Annotated in this window: 15 protein-coding genes; 12 read left to right on the forward strand and 3 right to left on the reverse strand. The window is 52.0% G+C overall.

Annotated elements, in window-relative coordinates; all coding sequences use genetic code 11:
• The first annotated feature begins 37 nt into the window (after positions 1-37).
• The 3 genes from F0P93_RS21725 (at position 38) to F0P93_RS21735 (ending at position 4,528) form a co-directional block, all read left to right on the forward strand.
• Positions 38-1,390 (forward strand): neutral/alkaline non-lysosomal ceramidase N-terminal domain-containing protein, encoded by a 1,353-nt coding sequence (locus F0P93_RS21725; protein ID WP_150879851.1) that lies wholly within the window; start codon positions 38-40, stop codon positions 1,388-1,390.
• A gap of 40 nt (positions 1,391-1,430) precedes the next feature.
• A complete protein-coding gene (locus tag F0P93_RS21730) occupies positions 1,431-2,255 on the forward strand; it encodes a polysaccharide deacetylase family protein (protein ID WP_225309594.1) in 825 nt (274 codons plus the stop codon).
• Positions 2,256-2,584: 329 nt separating this feature from the next.
• The gene (locus F0P93_RS21735) at positions 2,585-4,528 is read left to right on the forward strand and encodes an SGNH/GDSL hydrolase family protein (RefSeq protein WP_150879852.1); all 1,944 of its coding nucleotides are present in this window, start codon (positions 2,585-2,587) and stop codon (positions 4,526-4,528) included.
• Between the two features lie 79 nt (positions 4,529-4,607).
• Here the strand turns inward: F0P93_RS21735 and F0P93_RS21740 are convergent, their stop codons facing one another.
• On the reverse strand, positions 4,608-5,141 hold the full coding sequence (locus F0P93_RS21740) for a hypothetical protein (RefSeq protein WP_150879853.1): 534 nt from the start codon (positions 5,139-5,141) through the stop codon (positions 4,608-4,610).
• 199 nt (positions 5,142-5,340) lie between these two features.
• Here F0P93_RS21740 and F0P93_RS21745 point away from each other — a divergent pair, with 199 nt between their 5' ends.
• From F0P93_RS21745 to F0P93_RS21770, 6 genes are all read left to right on the forward strand, one after another.
• Positions 5,341-6,678 (forward strand): Gfo/Idh/MocA family protein, encoded by a 1,338-nt coding sequence (locus F0P93_RS21745; RefSeq protein ID WP_150879854.1) that lies wholly within the window; start codon positions 5,341-5,343, stop codon positions 6,676-6,678.
• 150 nt (positions 6,679-6,828) lie between these two features.
• Positions 6,829-10,248: a ThuA domain-containing protein gene (locus F0P93_RS21750; RefSeq protein ID WP_225309595.1), complete on the forward strand. Its 3,420-nt coding sequence runs from the start codon at positions 6,829-6,831 to the stop codon at positions 10,246-10,248.
• Positions 10,249-10,385: 137 nt separating this feature from the next.
• Complete coding sequence (locus tag F0P93_RS21755) at positions 10,386-11,774, forward strand: cyclodeaminase/cyclohydrolase family protein (RefSeq protein WP_150879855.1); 1,389 nt, start codon at positions 10,386-10,388, stop codon at positions 11,772-11,774.
• A gap of 238 nt (positions 11,775-12,012) precedes the next feature.
• Positions 12,013-12,219: a hypothetical protein gene (locus F0P93_RS21760; RefSeq protein ID WP_150879856.1), complete on the forward strand. Its 207-nt coding sequence runs from the start codon at positions 12,013-12,015 to the stop codon at positions 12,217-12,219.
• A complete protein-coding gene (locus tag F0P93_RS21765) occupies positions 12,216-12,764 on the forward strand; it encodes an AAA family ATPase (RefSeq protein ID WP_150879857.1) in 549 nt (182 codons plus the stop codon). The genes F0P93_RS21760 and F0P93_RS21765 overlap by 4 nt, the downstream gene beginning before the upstream one ends.
• Before the next feature lie 105 nt (positions 12,765-12,869).
• Positions 12,870-13,133 carry a helix-turn-helix domain-containing protein gene (locus tag F0P93_RS21770; protein WP_150879858.1) on the forward strand — a complete coding sequence of 88 codons (264 nt, stop codon included), beginning with the start codon at positions 12,870-12,872 and terminating at the stop codon, positions 13,131-13,133.
• Positions 13,134-13,229: 96 nt separating this feature from the next.
• Here the strand turns inward: F0P93_RS21770 and F0P93_RS21775 are convergent, their stop codons facing one another.
• Together F0P93_RS21775 and F0P93_RS21780 are read right to left on the reverse strand one after the other, a co-directional pair.
• A complete protein-coding gene (locus F0P93_RS21775; RefSeq protein ID WP_150879859.1) occupies positions 13,230-13,799 on the reverse strand; it encodes a DJ-1/PfpI family protein in 570 nt (189 codons plus the stop codon).
• A 406-nt stretch (positions 13,800-14,205) separates the two neighbouring features.
• The gene (locus tag F0P93_RS21780) at positions 14,206-14,514 is read right to left on the reverse strand and encodes a DUF3784 domain-containing protein (protein ID WP_150879860.1); all 309 of its coding nucleotides are present in this window, start codon (positions 14,512-14,514) and stop codon (positions 14,206-14,208) included.
• 246 nt (positions 14,515-14,760) lie between these two features.
• Between F0P93_RS21780 and F0P93_RS21785 the strand changes: the two genes are divergently transcribed.
• The 3 genes from F0P93_RS21785 (at position 14,761) to F0P93_RS21795 (ending at position 17,653) form a co-directional block, all read left to right on the forward strand.
• Complete coding sequence (locus F0P93_RS21785; RefSeq protein ID WP_150879861.1) at positions 14,761-14,961, forward strand: hypothetical protein; 201 nt, start codon at positions 14,761-14,763, stop codon at positions 14,959-14,961.
• A gap of 74 nt (positions 14,962-15,035) precedes the next feature.
• Positions 15,036-17,021, forward strand: a complete 1,986-nt coding sequence (locus F0P93_RS21790; RefSeq protein ID WP_150879862.1) for an ATP-binding protein — start codon at positions 15,036-15,038, stop codon at positions 17,019-17,021.
• Positions 17,018-17,653 (forward strand): response regulator, encoded by a 636-nt coding sequence (locus F0P93_RS21795; protein ID WP_150879863.1) that lies wholly within the window; start codon positions 17,018-17,020, stop codon positions 17,651-17,653. Before F0P93_RS21790 ends, F0P93_RS21795 begins: the two co-directional genes overlap by 4 nt.
• Positions 17,654-17,665: the final 12 nt, after the last annotated feature.

Raw genomic sequence — 17,665 nt, forward strand, 5'->3', positions numbered from 1 at the left:
CCGTAAACCCAAAAAAACACTTCTTAACCCCTTAACCATGCTTTTTTTTCAAAACCATATACCGACTTTTAAACGCCGGACCGGCCTTTGGGCGGTAGCTGTTCTATTGCTTTTCCCGATAAGGAGTCAGGCCATCAACCCCAAAGCCACCGGTCTTCGGGCGGCTGTGGTCAAGGTGGACGTGACGCCGGAAGGTCACCAGATGCTGCTCGGCTACGGTGCCCGGCGCTCGACCGGGGTTCTGGATCGGATTTACCACCGGATCACCGTACTGGACGACGGCAAAACGCAGTTCGTGCTCGTATCGTCGGATTTTGCCGTGGTTTCGCCTTCCGAATACGACAAAGTGGCCGCTAAGTTGAAGAGCCAGTTGGGCATCGATCCGGTGAATTTCTGGTGGACTTTAACGCACACGCATTCGGCACCCGAAGTAGGCCCTCCCGGTTTACCGGCCCTCTTTATGGGCGAACGGTATCAGCATAAATTCGATTCGGACTACACCGATGTGGTCGAAAAGAAGTTGATTGACGGTGTCGCCGAAGCCCGGAAGAAACTCGAACCGGCCCGGTTGGGGGTGGGCTGGGGCATGGCGCAGGCCAACATCAACCGTCGGGCCAAGGGCGTCGACGGCAAAGCGTTTCTGGGGATGGACCCGGATGGCCCGGTCGATCGCCGGATCGGGATGCTTCGACTGGATAAAGCAGACGGTACCCCGATGGCGTTGATTTCCAATTATGCGATTCACGGAACGGTGATGGGGGGCGAAAACCTGCTGATCAGCGGGGATGCGCCGGGCGTGGTGGCTCAGTATGTAGAAGAACAACTGGGCATTCCATTGCTGTTCATCAACGGAGCCGCTGGCAATATTGCCCCGATCTACAGCCAGTATGCGAACCACAAAATCGGGCGACTCCACCAGTTCAAGACCTTACTGGGTGACAAAATCATTGCCGCCAACCAGTCGATCAAGGCGACCACGGCGGATATCAGCCTGAAAACCGCCAGCCTGGTTGTCGAAACACCCCGGAAGCCCGAACTTGGTTGGGTCGATGATTTGAAAGACTACACCCGCACCACCAAAGCCGGGGTGAACATGGTCAAATTGCCCGTCCGGTTTTTGCAAATCAACGACGACATCGCCATCTGGAGCGCCCCGCTTGAGTTGTTCTGTGAAATCTCCAACGAGGTTCGCGACCGGTCGCCTTTCCCCTATACCTTCTATTTTGGCTACGGCAACGGCTGGCTGGGGTATTTGCTGACGGCCGAAGAAATCACGCACGGTGGGTATGAGATAACGGTTTCGCCCTACACGCCCGCTGCCGCCAAAGATCTGACGGAATCCGTGGTCAATTACTTGCAGTCACACCCTCCCATCGTTAAAAAACCATGACCGCGGTTTTTCTTACCTTTGTCTTTCAGACTTTATTCCGATGAAACTAACCCCGATCCTGCGCGCATCTACCCTATTCTGCGCCCTCCTTAGCCTTTCGTTTTCGAGCGAAATGCCATCCGTCAAACCATCGGCAGCCCCCATTGTCTGGCCGAATGGCAAGAAAGTAGCCTTGAGCCTCAGTTTCGATGATGCCCGATTGAGCAACGTCGACAAGGGGACGGTTTTGCTCGATCAATACGATGTCAAAGCCACGTTTTTCGTGGTGCCATCGGCGGTAAAAAAACGGCTGGAAGGCTGGAAAAAAGCCGTAGCCAGTGGTCACGAAATGGGCAATCACTCGGTCAATCACCCGTGCAGCGGCAATTTTACGTGGTCGCGGGAAAAGGCGCTGGAGGACTATACCGGCGAGAAAATGCGGGCGGAACTGATCGAAGCCAACCAACAGGTGCAGGAACTGCTGGGCGTTAAACCGGAGGTGTTTGCCTACCCCTGTGGGCAGATGTTTATCGGGCGCGGGCGCAGTACGCAGAGCTACGTGCCGATTGTGTCCGATCTGTTCATCAGCGGCCGCGGCTGGCGGAATGAAGCGCCCAACGATCCTGCTTATTGTGACATGGCCCAGATTTATGGGATGGAAATGGACGGAAAGGATTTCAGTGAAATCAAAGACCTGATCGAAACCGCCCGCAAAACCGGGCAGTGGCTGGTGCTGGCGGGTCATGAAACGGCCGAATCCGGGGGACAAACCACACGCCTGGCCATGTTGAAGCAACTCTGCGAATACGCCAAAGACCCCGCCAACGGCGTCTGGATCGCCCCCATCGGCACGGTGGCCAAACACGTTAACAAACAACGGAATTAAAATAGAGATGGTAATTTTTTGTCAGCCTCCGGCTTCTGGCCGGAGGCTGATTTTTTCATTAGGAAACCTTCCTCCAAAGCCTGAAAGGCTTCCCTATGGATAACCCCGGGGGTAGCCCGGGGACACGGGGTGACATGGGGTTGTCCGGGGCAACCCGGGGACACGGGATGATATGGGATTGTCCGGGGCAATCCGGACATGGGGTGACATGGGATTACCCGGGGCAACCCGGGGATACGGAAACACGTTGAGACGCCCCGTAAAACCGGTGGAAAAGAGTAGAAATAAACCGATTATCGCTTCCGGATTTGAGTCGATCTTCCGTTCCTATGCGTTCCCTCCCGATCATCTTTGCCCTCTTTTTAACATTCACTGCTGGTATTCTGCGCGCTCAGCCGGGCGAAAAAACCACCCCTTGGCACAGCTTTGAAAAAGTAGAATTTAAGCTAAATGACGTACCGGCCCGGTACATCAAACCCCGAAAACCATTGCCCGGCAATCCGTGGGTCTGGCGCGCCCACTTCCCCGACTGGCACATCGAAATGGACAGCATTCTGCTGGAACGCGGTTTTCACATTGCCTATATCAACACCAACGACTTATACGGCAGCCCCAAAGCGATGATGATCTGGGATGCTTTTTACCAGCATCTGGTTTCGGAAAAAGGCTTTGCCCCGAAGGTAGCACTGGAGGGCGTCAGCCGGGGCGGTTTGTACGTCTACGGTTGGGCCAAACGGAATCCCGCCAAAGTGAGTTGCATCTATGCCGAAGCCCCCGTTTGTGATTTTAAGAGCTGGCCCGGCGGAAAAGGAAAAAGTAAGGGCGACGCCAAATCGTGGCAGCAACTGCTCGACGTCTACGGGTTTTCGGAACCACAGGCGCTGGCATTTGACGACAATCCGATGGATCATCTGGAAGGCATGGCGGCTTATAAAATCCCCATTTTGCACGTCATCAGCCTGAACGACAAGCTGGTTCCGTCCGACGAAAACACGTTTCCGCTCGTGGAACGGTATCAGAAACTCGGCGGTCCGACCACGGTTTATGCCATGTCGCGGGGCGCGCAAACGCTCGAAGGCCATCACTTCCCGATTGAACATCCCGAATGGTGGGCCGATTTCATCACCCGGCATTCCGTTCCCGTTCAAAAACCGCTTTCCTCGTCGGCCTACGTCGCCATCCGGGCTGGTTTACCGAATGCCTACCGGGTGATCACGGAGCAGAAAAAGGCCACGGTGGCGTTTCTGGGCGGTTCCATTACCCACAATCCCGGTTGGCGCGACAAGGTGAGCCGGTATTTGCAGGAGAAATTTCCGCAAACGGCGTTCACCTTCATCAAAGCCGGGATTCCGTCGCTCGGGAGTTTGCCGCACTCGTTCCGCATCGAGCAGGATGTACTGAGCCAGGGCAAAGTCGATTTGTTGTTCGTGGAAGCCGCCGTCAACGACCGCACGAACGAAACCGATAGCCTGACGCAACTTCGCGCGCTGGAAGGCATTGTGCGGCACGCCCGAAAAGCCAATCCGGCCGTCGATGTCATTTTGATGGAATTTGCCGACCCCGACAAGTTCGGTGATTTCCGGCAGGGCAAAAAACCGGTGGAACTCGCCAACCATGAGCGGGTAGCTGCCCACTACCAACTGCCCTCTATCGACCTGGCCCGGGAAGTGTACGACCGAATCGCAGCGAACGAGTTTTCGTGGGAATACGATTTCAAGGATCTGCACCCGTCGCCGTTCGGGCAGGAAGTGTATTTTCAAACCATGAAGCATCTATTGGATACCGCTTTTCAAACCGCTTCATCGACCCCGGCCAAACCGTCATCCGGGGTATCTCCGCTGGTTCGCGGCAGTTTTAACAACGGCCATTACGTCCCAATCCACGAAGCGTCGCTCCAAAACGGCTGGAAGCTGGTCGAAAACTGGAAACCGGCGGATGGCGTTTCGACCCGTCCCGGTTTTGTCGACCGACCCATGCTGGAAGCCACCACGCCGGGAGCCGCCCTTTCGCTCAACTTTACGGGAACCGCCGTTGGCATCGCCCTGATTTCGGGACCGGATGCGGGAGAAGTGGAATACCGCATCGACCAAGGACCGTACCAGAAAATGGACCTCCAGACCCAGTGGAGCCAGCAATTGCACCTGCCGTGGTACAAGCTTTTCGCCAGCAACCTGCCCAATAAAAAGCACGTTTTGCAACTTCGAATGGCACCTACCCAAAACCCCAAAAGCAAAGGAACCGCCTGTCGGATTGTGTATTTTCTGGTGAATTAAAAACGCTGTCGGACTTCGGGACCAAACCGGTCGGGTCTTGAAGACCTGACCGGTTTTTAGCTTTTTTAAGAGTGTCCATTCACCACGATGTCGGCAGAAACGTACTGACGTTGCTGTCACTTTCCTGAAACCGCACCACCAGATTCGGCTTGCCATTGCTGCCGGTTTTCAGTTCGTAATAGTACGTCTGCGTTTTCAATTCCTCGCGATTCATTTTCCGGTTCACATTTTGCTTCGGAAAGCAGGAATAAAAGCCCCGGTAATGGCCCTCCGTGGGGGTTGTCGTAAACGAGCCATCGGTTTCGCTGAAATCCACGCTTCCTTTTTCGAAGGTAAACGCTTCGGTTTTGCAACCCGAATAATCGCGGGTAGTCGCCACGAAATACTTCTCGTAGGTACCATCGGTTTTAAAGTCGAACATGACCGCCAGCTCAAAGGGTTTGCCCTGGTAGGAACCGTCGTAGGCCCAGAAGTCCCCCATGGCAAACGAGCCGTACATCCATTTCCCGGCGGCTTTGGTCGGTACATGCCCCCCCGGCAGGACGGTGTCCGTGTCTTTTTTGCAACTGCCCAGCAGGACCACTGCCAGCAGCGTCATCATTAGTGTTTTCATTTGTTCAGTTTGATTTGTGTTTACTGGTATCGGAATCAAAATTGGCACGTCGTCGGGCTCCGGCCAGTGGTCAGGCGGTTGAAACGGAAAAAGCCGCCCCTGAAGCGACCGAAGGACGGCTTTTCGAAAACCGCCGATAGTAAATCCGGAGCGGTTTTGGCTTTCTACTTGGAAATCAAGCTCAATTTGCCAGACCCTCATGGAAAAAGAACCTTTTAGTGCGTTATCCCGTCGAAAATTCATAGGACAGGCGTCTGCAGCCCTGTCGGCCTTCATGATCGTCCCCCGGTTTGTGCTGGGCGGTCGGCGGGCCGACGGAACGGGCTACCGGGCACCAAGCGACATCATTACGCTAGGATTTATCGGAACCGGCAAGCAAAGCCGCGGTCTCTCCCGGAATTTTCTGGCCACCGGCGAAACCCGGATTCTGGCCAGTGCGGAAGTCTACAAAGCCAAACGGGATCTGTTTATCGAACAGGCCAAAGCCTATTACACCAGCGAAGACGGAAAGGCCAAAGTCAATGGCGCGTATTCGGAAATTCAGGCCTATAACGACTTCCGGCAACTCCTCGACCGCAAGGACATCGATGCCGTGGTCATTGCCTCTCCCGACCACTGGCATGCGGTCATGGCCGTGAAAGCCGCCGAAGCCGGGAAGGATATTTACTGCGAAAAACCGCTCGCGCTGACCATCAAAGAAGGCCGGGCGATGGTGAACGCCACCCGCAAACACAAGCGGGTGTTCCAGACGGGCAGCATGCAACGGTCGTGGCCGGAGTTCCGGCAAACCGCCGAACTGATCCGCAACGGTTACATCGGTGACATCAAAGGCATCAAGGTGAACGTGGGGCCTCCGCCGAAACGGTATGATTTACCGGCCGAGCCTATTCCCGAAGGACTGGATTGGGCGATGTGGCTGGGACCTAATGAACCGGTTCCGTTCAATTCCGAACTGGCCCCACCCCTGTCGAAAGACGTGTTCCCCAACTGGCGGAATTACAAGGAGTTTGGTGGCGGTATGGTGACCGACTGGGGAGCGCACATGTTCGACATCGTGCAGTGGTCGCTGGATATGGACAACAGCGGCCCCGTGGAGGTGATTCCGCCCGATGGCAAGGAGCACAAATTTCTGACGTATCGCTACGACAACGGCATTACGATGACCCACGAACCCTGGGAATGGAACAATGCCATTCAGTTTGTCGGCTCGGAAGGCACGTTGAACATCCAGCGGAAGAAGCTGGAAACCACCCCGGCTACGCTCAAAGACAAGGTGATCGGTCCGGACGAGAAACACGTTTACCACAGCGACAACCACTACAAAGACTTCCTGGACGCTATGCGGAAACGCAGCGAACCGATTTGTGATGTCGAGATCGGCCACCGCACGGCGTCGGTTTGCACCATCGGTAACATTGCCTACCAGCTCAAACGCCCGCTGAAATGGGATCCGAAAAAGGAGAATTTCAAGAAAGACAAAGAAGCCAACGGCCTGTTGGAAAGGTCGTTGAAAAGCGAATGGGCGATTAAAGTCTAACCGAAGGCCCAGCCTGAAACCGTCAAAACGGTTTCCAAAATGTTCGACCATTTATGTTAGCCCACGGTTTAAACCGTGAGTTAATTATACATGTCCCAAACGGTTTTAACCGTTTTGATTTGCTCAACCGAATTTACTATTCCAAACACAATGCCAATCTCTATCAGAACAAGTACCATCGGTGCCACGCTCCTCGTCATGGCGTCGGTAGCCGGGAGTTTTTACGGCTGCAAGACGCCCCAGAAAGCGTCGACGCAGGCTCCGTCGTCGACCTCCGAACCTGTTGCGACGGCTCCGGCACCCAAGCCGAAAGTGCCGCGCATTCTGGTTTTTTCGCGCACCAAAGGCTATTACCACGAGTCGATTCCGACCGGGATTGCCGCCATTCAGAAGCTGGGCCAGGAGAACGGTTTTCGGGTCGACACGACCAAAAATGCCGATTTTTTTGTGGAAGACAGCCTGAAACACTACACCGCCGTCGTGTTTCTGAGCACCACCGGCAACGTGCTGAACCCCGATCAACAGGTGGCGTTTGAACGCTACATTCAGGCCGGGGGCAATTTCATGGGCATTCACGCGTCGGCAGATACCGAATACAACTGGCCGTGGTACAACAAACTCGCCGGGGCGTATTTCCTGCACCACCCCAAGCAGCAGAAAGTCGCCATCGACGTAATTGACAAAAACCACCCGTCGACCAGTTTTCTGCCCGACCGCTGGGAGCGGTTTGATGAATTGTACAGCTACCGGAACATCAATCCCGACATCAAAGTACTGGCGAAACTGGACGAAACGACGTACGAAGGCGGCCGCAACGGCGACAATCACCCGTTTGTCTGGTACCATGAATTTGACGGAGGCCGCGCGTTTTACACCGGCGGTGGTCACACGAACGAAAGCTACAGCGAGCCGCTGTTCCAGCAACATTTGCTCGGCGGCTTGAAATACGTGATCGGCGAGAACAAGGACCTCGACTACTCGAAATCGTACGCGGTGAAGACGCCGGACGAAACCCGGTTTGTGAAAACCGTTCTGTCGAACGACCTCAACGAACCGATGGAACTGGCCGTGGCACCGGATGGCCGGGTGTTTATGGCCGAACGGAAGGGCAAGTTTTACATGTATGACCCCAAAACCAGAAGCACGAAACTGGTTTATGATTTTCCGGTTAAAGCCGTCGAGAAGTACCTGAACGGTTTATTGGGCATGACCATCGACCCAAATTTTGCCAAAAACCATTACCTCTATTTCTTCTACACGATTCAGACCGGCGAGGAAACGAAGCAGCGGATCGGGCGGTTTGTGATGAACGACGACGGCACGCTCGACATCAAATCGGAAAAATCGATCATCGAATTTCCAATCGATCTGGAAGTGAGCGCCCACACCGGCGGTTCGATGGCCTGGGATAAACACGGCAATCTGTTCATTTCGACGGGCGACAATACCGTGCCGTTCGAGTCGAGCGGTTTTTCACCCACCGACTGGCAGGCAGGGCGGCTGACGTTCGATGCGGCCCGTTCGGCGGGAAATACCAACGATTTGCGCGGTAAAATTCTACGGATTCACGTTGAACCCGACGGTTCGTATACGATTCCCGACGGCAACCTGTTCCCGAAAGGCATGGCGCAAACCCGGCCCGAAATCTACGTCATGGGTTGCCGGAATCCGTACCGGATTTCGGTCGACCCCGAAACGTCGATTGTGTACTGGGGTGAAATTGGCCCGGATTCCGGCACCGATGGACCGCAGGGACCGCGTGGCTACGACGAGTTTAACCAGGCGAAGAAAGCCGGAAATTACGGCTGGCCGTTTTTTGTCGGCGACAGCAAACCGTACAAAGCCTACGATTTTGCGACCAAGGCCGTGGGTGACGAGTTCGATCCAAACGCGCCGGTCAACAATTCGCCCAACAACACCGGGTTGAAAAACCTGCCGCCCGTCACGAAGGCGATGGTCTGGTATCCCTACAACAAATCGACCGAATTTCCGGAACTGGGAACGGGCGGGCGGTGTGCGATGGGTGGCCCGGTATATCACTTCGACGCCAACCTGCAATCCGATGTGAAACTGCCGCAGTATTACGACAAGGCGCTGTTCATGTACGACTGGATGCGGAACTGGGTGTATGCGGTTCGGATGGACGACAACCAGAACTACAAACGCCTGGAAGCCTTCATGCCGGTGCGGGGCGATTTCCGTCGCCCGGTCGATCTGGAGATTGGGCCGAAAGGTGAGATGTACATGCTGGAATACGGTTCGGTGTATGGCATCGACAACGACGATGCGCGGCTGGTCAAAATCGAGTTCAACCCCGGAAACCGTACGCCCGTTGCCAAAGTGACGGCGCGGGACACGATTGGGCTGGCTCCGTTTAAAGTGGCCTTCAACAGCCGCCAGAGCTACGATTTCGACGAGGACGACAAACTGACCTACGAATGGAAATTTGACGGCAATCAGGTGGCTTCGACCGAAGCCAATCCGACGTTTACGTTTCAGAAAAATGGCATTTACCCGGTGACGCTGAAAGTGACAGATCCGAACGGAGCCAGTTCGCTGGATACGCTGGAAATCAAAGTCGGGAACACGCTACCGCAGGTGGCCATTGCGACCACCGACAACAGCACGTTCTTTTTTGCCGACCAGACGCCGTTCAACTACGCGGTCAATGTGAAGGACAACGAGGACAAAGCGATCGATAAGAAGAAGGTAAAAGTTGCGCTGAACTACATTCCGAAAGTTTCTGGAAATGATCAGGTGATGGGTCACCAGCAGATTACGAGCACCTTCAATCTGGGCAAAAACCTGATGCAGGCCAGCGATTGCAAGGCGTGTCACCAGATCAACGGCAAGTCGGTCGGCCCGGCGTTTGTTGAAGTTTCGAAAAAATACCGGGGTGACAAGGGTGCGGCCACGCGGCTGGCTAACAAGGTGATCACCGGCGGTGGTGGCGTCTGGGGCGAACACGCCATGAACGCCCACCCGCAGTTGTCGAAGGAAGACGCCACCGAAATCGTGAAATACGTGCTGGCGTTGGGGAACGAGCAACCGGACGTGACGCTGCCGCAGCAGGGCACGACGGTTTTGAAAGAGCACGTTGGCAAGGACCAGACGGGGCGCTACATTCTGTCGGCGTCCTACACCGACAAAGGCGGGGCCATCACGCCCCTTACCAGCAGCGAGAGCCTGATTCTGCGCCCCTCCAAAGTGCTGGCCGGTGACGCGGATGAGGTGTATAACATGAACCGTCAGCGCGGACGGCTGGGAGCTACCAAAAACAAAGCGTATTTCGTGCTGAAAGGCGTGGACCTGAAAGGCATCCAGAAGCTGACGTACCAGGTGGCCTCGAAAGACCACGACGGCACGATTGAAGTCCACACCGGTTCGGCGAAAGGCCCGGTCATCAGCACGGTGGCGTATACGGCCACGGGAGCCTGGAACAAAACCGCCGAGCTAAGCGCCCCGATTCAGGACCCCGGCAGCAAGCAGGATTTGTATTTCGTGTTTGTGAACGCGGATCCGAAAGCCGAGAATATTGGCGGGGTAAGTTGGGTGGAGTTTGGGAAGTAAGATTTTAGATACGGTTTTTAGTGAAGGGAGCCACCGTGGTTTTTTAGGAACTGCGGTGGCTTTTTGGTTTACCAGCAGCAAAACGCCAAAAATATTTCATGGAATATTTTATCTTTACTAAAAAATAACAAATTCTAATGAGCACAGATTTACTACAACTTCCAACTCGACATTTACTAGATAAAATCGGTGCGGGTAATCATAAACCTGGATCTGGTAGTGCAGCTGCTCTTAATGGAATTTTAAGCTCTGAACTATTAGAGACTGTTATTGAACTTACGCTTGAAAGAGAAAAAACATATATACATTGTAAAACAGAGTTTGAAGCAATAAAAAACAAAATTATTAATATCATAGGGCCAAGATTAGAAGTATTGTTTGAAGAAGATTCTTTACAGTTTGATAAGACGATTCAAAAGAGAAAGGAACGAAACAAAGAGAGAAATCAAAAAATAAAAAACGATCTTCAGGAAGAATCACTGCAAGAACTGAAAAGATCAACGGAAATTCCGATTGAAATTGCAAATCTTTGTATCCAGCTCGCAAAATATTCCGTTGTAGTATTTGATAAAGGATTTAAATCAGCTAGGGGTGATTCAGGCGTAGCTTTAGGTAGTTCTCTTTCAGGTCTTTCAGGCTGTATTGCTATCATAAGCCTAAATCTACAATCGTTCCCAAAAAATGCTTGGACTAATTCAATTGAAATTCAAAAAAAGGAGCTAAAGAATGAGTTTAATAATCTCAGCAAAGAGAATGTTAGATTAATGGATACCCTTGATGAGGAAGCAGATATAAAGGGGGATTTTCTAGTAGAATTTACTGAAATTAGGAAATCACTATTTGGAAAATCTAATGTTTCCCACACTGATATTGAAAATTTAGCAAGACGAATTCAAAATGCATTATGGGGTTATAAAGAACTAATATGGAGTGTTAACCCTCCAGATAATCTACTTGGCGTGCTGAAACCACAAAAAGTTATAGAGTTATTAAGATATGCATTTCACAAAGCACATACCTTAGGAGTTAATGAACAGGGTGAAGAAATCGCTGGCATAATTAATAACGAGGATTATACTATTACAATCTCAGATATGTATAAGCCAGATGTTATTAAATTCACTACGGCTCATGAGCTTGGACATGCCTTGCTACATGACAAAATAGAACTTCACCGTGATTTACCATTAGATGGGTCGGACATAGAACGATATAGACCAATTGAAGAAATACAAGCAGATAAATTTGCAGCTGTATTTTTGATGCCCAAAAAGATAGTAGTCCAACTGTTTTATGAACGATTTCAAATTAAGAGGTTTACGATTAATGAGAACACTGCACGTTTACTTGATAGTACGGCTCATGAACTTCGCAAGAAGGTTAAAAACAAACGTGACCTTTCTCGAATGATTGCAAAGTGTGGATATTATAATTCTAGACCTTTTGATTCATTGTCAAAAATTTTTCAAGTTTCAATCGAAGCAATGGCTATTAGATTAGAGGAGCTAGAATTAATAGAATATTAATTCTAGAGAGACCCTTTGTCACTTGCGTTTCTATTCAAAGACTTTCTGTCCCTAACCAGTAATTGACCAATCTCCCCATTAAAACCGGCGGCTTCGGGCCAGAGACCGTATCGATGTAGTCCCAACGTACCACACGCAAGCAAAAACAGCATGCTACCGCCGTGGTGTAAGATTGCGGTAAGCTTATGGTAGCGAAACGTGTATTTTTTGGTTATTTTTGCTGAAAAGGAATAAAGACATGACCACCGACGTGCAGTATCAGACCGGAAAGATGGTCAAAGACCCGAGGGCCATGACCCCGCAGGAGCGGAGCCGCTGGCAAAAACAATGCGCTGAAAATGCGCGGGATTACCTGTTTTCCATTGGTCAGCCGCTGGTCTACAAGCGTCCGGACGGCCATGTGGTCGCTGAACACAAAGACGGCCGCATTCTGGTGATCCAATGACAATTTATCTGATCGCCGGCCCTCCCGGCATCGGCAAGAGTACCAACGCCCGGGAATTGATCCCGGAAGGCGTTCCAATCGTTGATCAGGATCTAGCTGCCTACCAATACAAAAAAAGAGGATTCACCGATTATCAGGACATTGCATCCCTGACAACCCATCAAAAAATCCGGGAATGCTTGTTTAATAAGGAAGATTTCGCCCTGGAATTGAATTTAGGGTTTCCCTCGCATTACGCTTATCTAAAGTCGATTGCCAACTTCGACCGGTCGAACCAGGTAAACCTGTTGCTGTTTTTTACGGACGATCTTCATCTCTGTATCAACCGGGCGAAAGCCCGGTTTTTGAACGGTGGACACGAAGTTAAAACCGAGGTCATTGAAGAAATGTATGTCAGTACCATGCCACTGTTTGAAGAGAATAAATCGCTGTTTCAGCAAGTGCGCCTGGTGGACGTTTCATATACAGAAATCATCGAACTGACCAGAGAAAGCAGCATTTTACCGGATTGGGTGATAAAAAATAATCTACAGATTTATTTATAATCGAGACCCAGAATATAGCTCTTTTTGGTTGTTGCTTCTGCTTGCGTGGTTGCGGGACAAAAGGCCGATGATGAGGCCTAAATCGCCCCTTTACAATACACTGAGATGGAAAAAACGAAAATTGATCTCACTGCGGAACTGGAAGAAATCAAGCGAGGCCAGCAACAAACGCTGGATTTTCTGAAATCGCACGGCCAGGAACTGGATCTGGGCGAATGGCTGTCGGTGCGGGACTACGCCAAAAAATACGGTGTTTCGATTCAGGTGGTGGTCAACTGGATCAACCGGGGTATTATTCCGGCTGACTGCGTGGAAGACCTGCTGATGTTCAACAACATTCGCATGGTTCAGGACAAGGTGTATAAATGAGACGCTGCCGGGCTTTCGATCAAACGCTAGAGCCGTTTCTGCCTTCTTCAGCAAGGGAATAAGAAGACAGAAACGACAAAGCTTCAAATTCGGCCTTTATTCTTCCACGAGTTCCTCTTTTTTGAGACAGGCAAAGACCTCGCGATAGAACTCGGGGTGTGATTGCCAGGTCTGTGCGGTGACCATATTTCCGTCACGGACGGCCTGTTGGGTCGAATAGGTGCCACCACCCATCTCAATTTCGGTCCGCACATGTTCATAAGCGGTTAGTTTCCGGTTGTTCGCCAGGCCCGCGGTGACCAGAATCTGGATGCCGTGGCAGATGGCAAAGACCCACTTGCCCTGCCGGTCAAACGCCCGGACGACCTCCAACAGCCCGGCATGGTTGCGCAGGTATTCGGGGGCGCGACCGCCCAGCAGCAGAATGGCGTCATAGTCGTCGACCACCACCTCGTCGATCGTCAGATCGGAAACCAGACAATAGCCGGGCCGCTCGATATAGGTATCCCAACCGGGTTCAAAATCGTGCATCACCAGGTTCAGCCGGCGTTTGCTGGGCGCGGCAATCACCGCGATGTCGCCTTCTTCCTGAAAGCGGTGAACGGCATAGAGGGTTTCGTAACTTTCGCCACCATCACCGGTGACAATCAGGATTTTGCGATTCATGGCGTAACGAATTTAAAACATGGGGTAATAATAGAGCCATTTTACCCCGCTAAACCACCAAAAGCAAACAATCCGGCCGTCCTACCTATCCGTTAAAATCTGATTACGTTCCGGATATTCCGCGCCCGCAATTCGTAAGATTCAACAGAAGTCAACCTTTCAAAAAACCGTTCTTGTGGGTCGCGTAGCGACCAGATGTTTGTAGAAAAGAAGGCATTTCTCCCCCTTCCAGGATCGCGTAACGCGTAGCGATCCAGCAAAAAGCAAAGTCCGATCGCTACGCGATCCAAAAGGCCGGAACTTGGCTATTAGGCTACAAACATTTTGTCGCTACGCGACTAAAAAACGGGCAGAGTGATCGGTACATACGCATGAGTGAAGGCGTCCCCAAACGTGAAGACCGGTGTCATTTGTAAAATTTTTGGCTTCCTGCTAATGTTGCAATACCACTCATCAGGGTTGAAATCATAAAAATCAGATAAAGAACTATCTCATTTTTTTCTGAACTATAAAAATAAGCTATGACTCCCAGCACCCAGGCTCCTACCCCCGTCACCATCATACACTTTCCTACCCATCTAGCCAACCCATCCGGGTCTTTGATTGTATTTTCGTCATACCCAGCGATCACATTGGCAATTTTAAATTTCCAAATCATAAAGCCGAGAAAGAGGAAGAAAACGCCAATCAGTGCAAAAAAAACGAAAGAGAACATAGCACATTCAGAATTTATCTTGACCTTAAATTAACGTTCTATTACCCTTAACGATTGTATGAGCAAAAATAAGCACTTTTTTTGATTGCATAGAAAACTGTTCTGTTTACCCAATGATCGATCATTCGTCATGCATGCAGCCAGCCAAAAAACCGCCGATCCGTCCTTTAAAAGCCCAAAAAACTGCAAACAGTAACCCACCCCCCGGTGTTGTATGGGTTCACCTTACACTTGCCACCATACGCCATGAAATATGCGGTTTCCTACAACATTGAACAATCCGCTTTTGAACTTCGGGTCGACGACCACGCCCCCATCGTCTTCACCAATCATTTTCAGGTGATCGAATACCTGGAACAGGCCGGGCTGTCGGAACCCGACGGGGATTACGTCTATGATCCCGTCGAAAAGGGTTTTACTTTTTCGGAAGCCTATGCGCTCGATTAAACACCGGTTATGAATAAATAAAGAACCAGTCATCTATATTTACGAATCAATGCCTTGGCACAACCAAAATCTGTATGCTGGTCAAACGACTTTTGCTTGTAGTTTCGGTTCTGGTTCTATCGGAAACAAACGCTTTCGGACAGTCGCTGGCGGACACCTCGGCCATTCTGACGCAACTCAACCAGGCCGAAGCCATTGAAATGCAACAGCCCGAAAAGGCCCTGCAGGACTACCGGGAAGCCCTGGCAGTCTCTCAGAAAACCGGCTACACCAAAGGATATTTTGAAAGTGTACGACTCATCACCTACCTGCTGGATGTGCTGGGTCGGCACGACGAATCGGAAAAACTGGCGACCGAAGCCCTGCAAAAAGCCCTGCGGGAGCCGTCCGAACAATACCGGAGTCAATGCCATTTTGCGCTGGCACAGTCGGCCAAGTGGCAGGGCAAAAACAGGCAGGCCATTCAGCACCTCAAGCTGGCTGCACCCTACATGCTGGCCCATCAGAACCGGAAAAAGGCTGCGGTTCTGTACCAGAATCTGGGCCTGATCTACGAAGCCGAAAAGCTGTATCCGCAGGCCCTGAACTACTACAACCGGGCGATTCAATATGACCGGATTGCGAAAAGCACGAATCAGGAACTGGCGGTGGACTACCACAGCCTGGCCTCTGTGTACGTCAAACAAAACCGGTTGAAGGAAGCGCTGGTGTATTACCGGAAAACAAAAGCCCTTCTCGACACGACCAAAGACCTTTCGCTGCTGATCAATTTGTACAGCAACATCGCGAATCTGCACAACGAAGAAGCCCGGTACGACTCAGCCTTGTTTTACTACCAGAAAGCCCTGCGGCTGAATCGCCAGTCTAACAACCCCCTCCAGGAGTTGCATTTGCTGGCCGGTCAGGCGGCTACGTATAACGGCCTGAACCAGTTTGCAAAGGCAAAACCGCTGCTGGATCGGGCGCACGACATGGCGAAAACCAACCGGGTGGGCCTGTCGGAATTTCGAAACATCTACCGGGAATATGCGAATGCCAGCCACGGTTTAGGGGATTACAAAACCGCCTTTTCGTGGTATCAGCAGTATGTCAAAACCAACGATTCGTTGTCGACGCGGGAGGCCAAGGAACTGCTGGGCGAATACGAATTGAAACTCCGGCAGGCCGAAGCGGGGCAGCAACTGGCCGAAAAACAACGCCGGATCGAGCAACTGGAACAGGCGCAGCAACGTCAGAAGCTGTGGCTATTGGTGGCGGGGCTGGTAGGACTGAGCGTGGTGAGCGGTCTGGTGTTCGCCTACTTCTATATGCGCCAGCGTCGGCGTACGGCAGACAACGCCCTGCTGGCGGCCGAGCGCGCCCACGAACTCGCCGTGGTGCAGTCCGAATTGCAGGGGCAGCAGAAAGAACGGCTGCGAATTTCCAAAGAAATGCACGATGACCTCGGCGCATCGCTGACGACGATCGGTTTGTTGAGCGAGGTGGTCAAAACGCGGATGAATGCCGCAACGCTCCCTGAAATTGCCAAAATTTCGGCAATTTCGGCCGACATGGTGACGGCCATGAACGAAATTATCTGGTCGCTGAACACCAAAAACGACAGTCTCAACGGACTGATTGCCTACACCCGGGCCTTCGCCAGCGAGTTCATCGAAGATACGGATTTGCGCCTGCGGACGCAGGTAAGCGAGTCGCCCCGGGAGATTGCCATGCGGGGAGTAGACCGGCGGAATGTGTTTCTAACCGTAAAAGAAGCCCTTCATAATGTGGTGAAACACGCGCAGGCCACGCAGGTCTGGCTCACGATCCGGCCCGAAGCCGACCGGCTGGTGATTGAAGTCGCCGACGATGGTCACGGTTTTGCCCCGCATGAACGAAGCCGGTTCCGGAACGGATTGGGGAATATGAAAAACCGCATGGGCGAATCGGGCGGCACCTGTGACATTTCTTCGTCGCCGACGGGTACCCGTGTGACCATTACGTATCCCTACCCGACGACCAAAAATACTGCAAATGCAGTATGGCAGAAAACCCAAAAAAGCGCCAATATTGCCGGATGAACACCCCCATCACCGTCGCCATTGTGGAAGACAAGGAACTGATCCGGCAGTCGCTGGCCATTCTGGTCGATGGTGCCGACGGTTTCGCCTGTCAGGCCACCTTTGAAACAGCCGAAGCGGCCCTGGATCATTTGCCGGGGCAGTGTGTCGATGTGGTGTTGATGGACATCGACCTGCCGGGCATGAACGGCATCGACTGTGTGCGGCATCTGAAGCAGCTCTGTCCAACCACTCAGTTCATGATGTGTACGATGTATGACGAAGACGAGACGGTTTTTGAAGCCCTCAAAGCGGGGGCGAATGCCTACATCCTCAAGCGCAGCCCGCCCCATAAACTCCTGGAAGCCATCACCGAACTGCACGAAGGCGGATCGCCCATGAGCAGCACCATTGCCCGCAAAATTGCCAGTTCGTTTCACATCAGCCCAACGGCTCCCAACGAACTGGACGTTCTGACACCCCGTGAACGGGAAATTCTGGATCGGCTGTCGAAAGGTCACAGCCACAAGGAAGTGGCCACCGAGCTGTTTGTCAGCCCCACCACCGTCCGGAAACACATCTTCAACATCTACGAAAAACTCCAGGTCCACTCCAAAGTTGAAGCGGTCAACAAGTACCTGGGACGGAAATAAAGCGTAAAAAAT

The sequence above is a fragment of the Larkinella humicola genome, assembly GCF_008727875.1.
In the GTDB taxonomy this organism is placed as follows: Bacteria; Bacteroidota; Bacteroidia; order Cytophagales; family Spirosomataceae; genus Larkinella; species Larkinella humicola.

Bases quoted from the DNA above. Each gene is read 5' to 3' on its own strand.
- F0P93_RS21795 (WP_150879863.1), top strand. From the start codon at position 17,018: ATGAACACCCCCATCACCGTCGCCATTGTGGAAGACAAGGAACTGATC.
- F0P93_RS21750 (WP_225309595.1), top strand. From the start codon at position 6,829: ATGCCAATCTCTATCAGAACAAGTACCATCGGTGCCACGCTCCTCGTC.
- F0P93_RS21735 (WP_150879852.1), top strand. From the start codon at position 2,585: ATGCGTTCCCTCCCGATCATCTTTGCCCTCTTTTTAACATTCACTGCT.
- F0P93_RS21775 (WP_150879859.1), bottom strand. From the start codon at position 13,799: ATGAATCGCAAAATCCTGATTGTCACCGGTGATGGTGGCGAAAGTTAC.
- F0P93_RS21745 (WP_150879854.1), top strand. From the start codon at position 5,341: ATGGAAAAAGAACCTTTTAGTGCGTTATCCCGTCGAAAATTCATAGGA.
- F0P93_RS21785 (WP_150879861.1), top strand. From the start codon at position 14,761: ATGAAATATGCGGTTTCCTACAACATTGAACAATCCGCTTTTGAACTT.
- F0P93_RS21765 (WP_150879857.1), top strand. From the start codon at position 12,216: ATGACAATTTATCTGATCGCCGGCCCTCCCGGCATCGGCAAGAGTACC.
- F0P93_RS21790 (WP_150879862.1), top strand. From the start codon at position 15,036: ATGCTGGTCAAACGACTTTTGCTTGTAGTTTCGGTTCTGGTTCTATCG.
- F0P93_RS21780 (WP_150879860.1), bottom strand. From the start codon at position 14,514: ATGTTCTCTTTCGTTTTTTTTGCACTGATTGGCGTTTTCTTCCTCTTT.
- F0P93_RS21755 (WP_150879855.1), top strand. From the start codon at position 10,386: ATGAGCACAGATTTACTACAACTTCCAACTCGACATTTACTAGATAAA.
- F0P93_RS21730 (WP_225309594.1), top strand. From the start codon at position 1,431: ATGAAACTAACCCCGATCCTGCGCGCATCTACCCTATTCTGCGCCCTC.
- F0P93_RS21725 (WP_150879851.1), top strand. From the start codon at position 38: ATGCTTTTTTTTCAAAACCATATACCGACTTTTAAACGCCGGACCGGC.
- F0P93_RS21740 (WP_150879853.1), bottom strand. From the start codon at position 5,141: ATGAAAACACTAATGATGACGCTGCTGGCAGTGGTCCTGCTGGGCAGT.
- F0P93_RS21760 (WP_150879856.1), top strand. From the start codon at position 12,013: ATGACCACCGACGTGCAGTATCAGACCGGAAAGATGGTCAAAGACCCG.
- F0P93_RS21770 (WP_150879858.1), top strand. From the start codon at position 12,870: ATGGAAAAAACGAAAATTGATCTCACTGCGGAACTGGAAGAAATCAAG.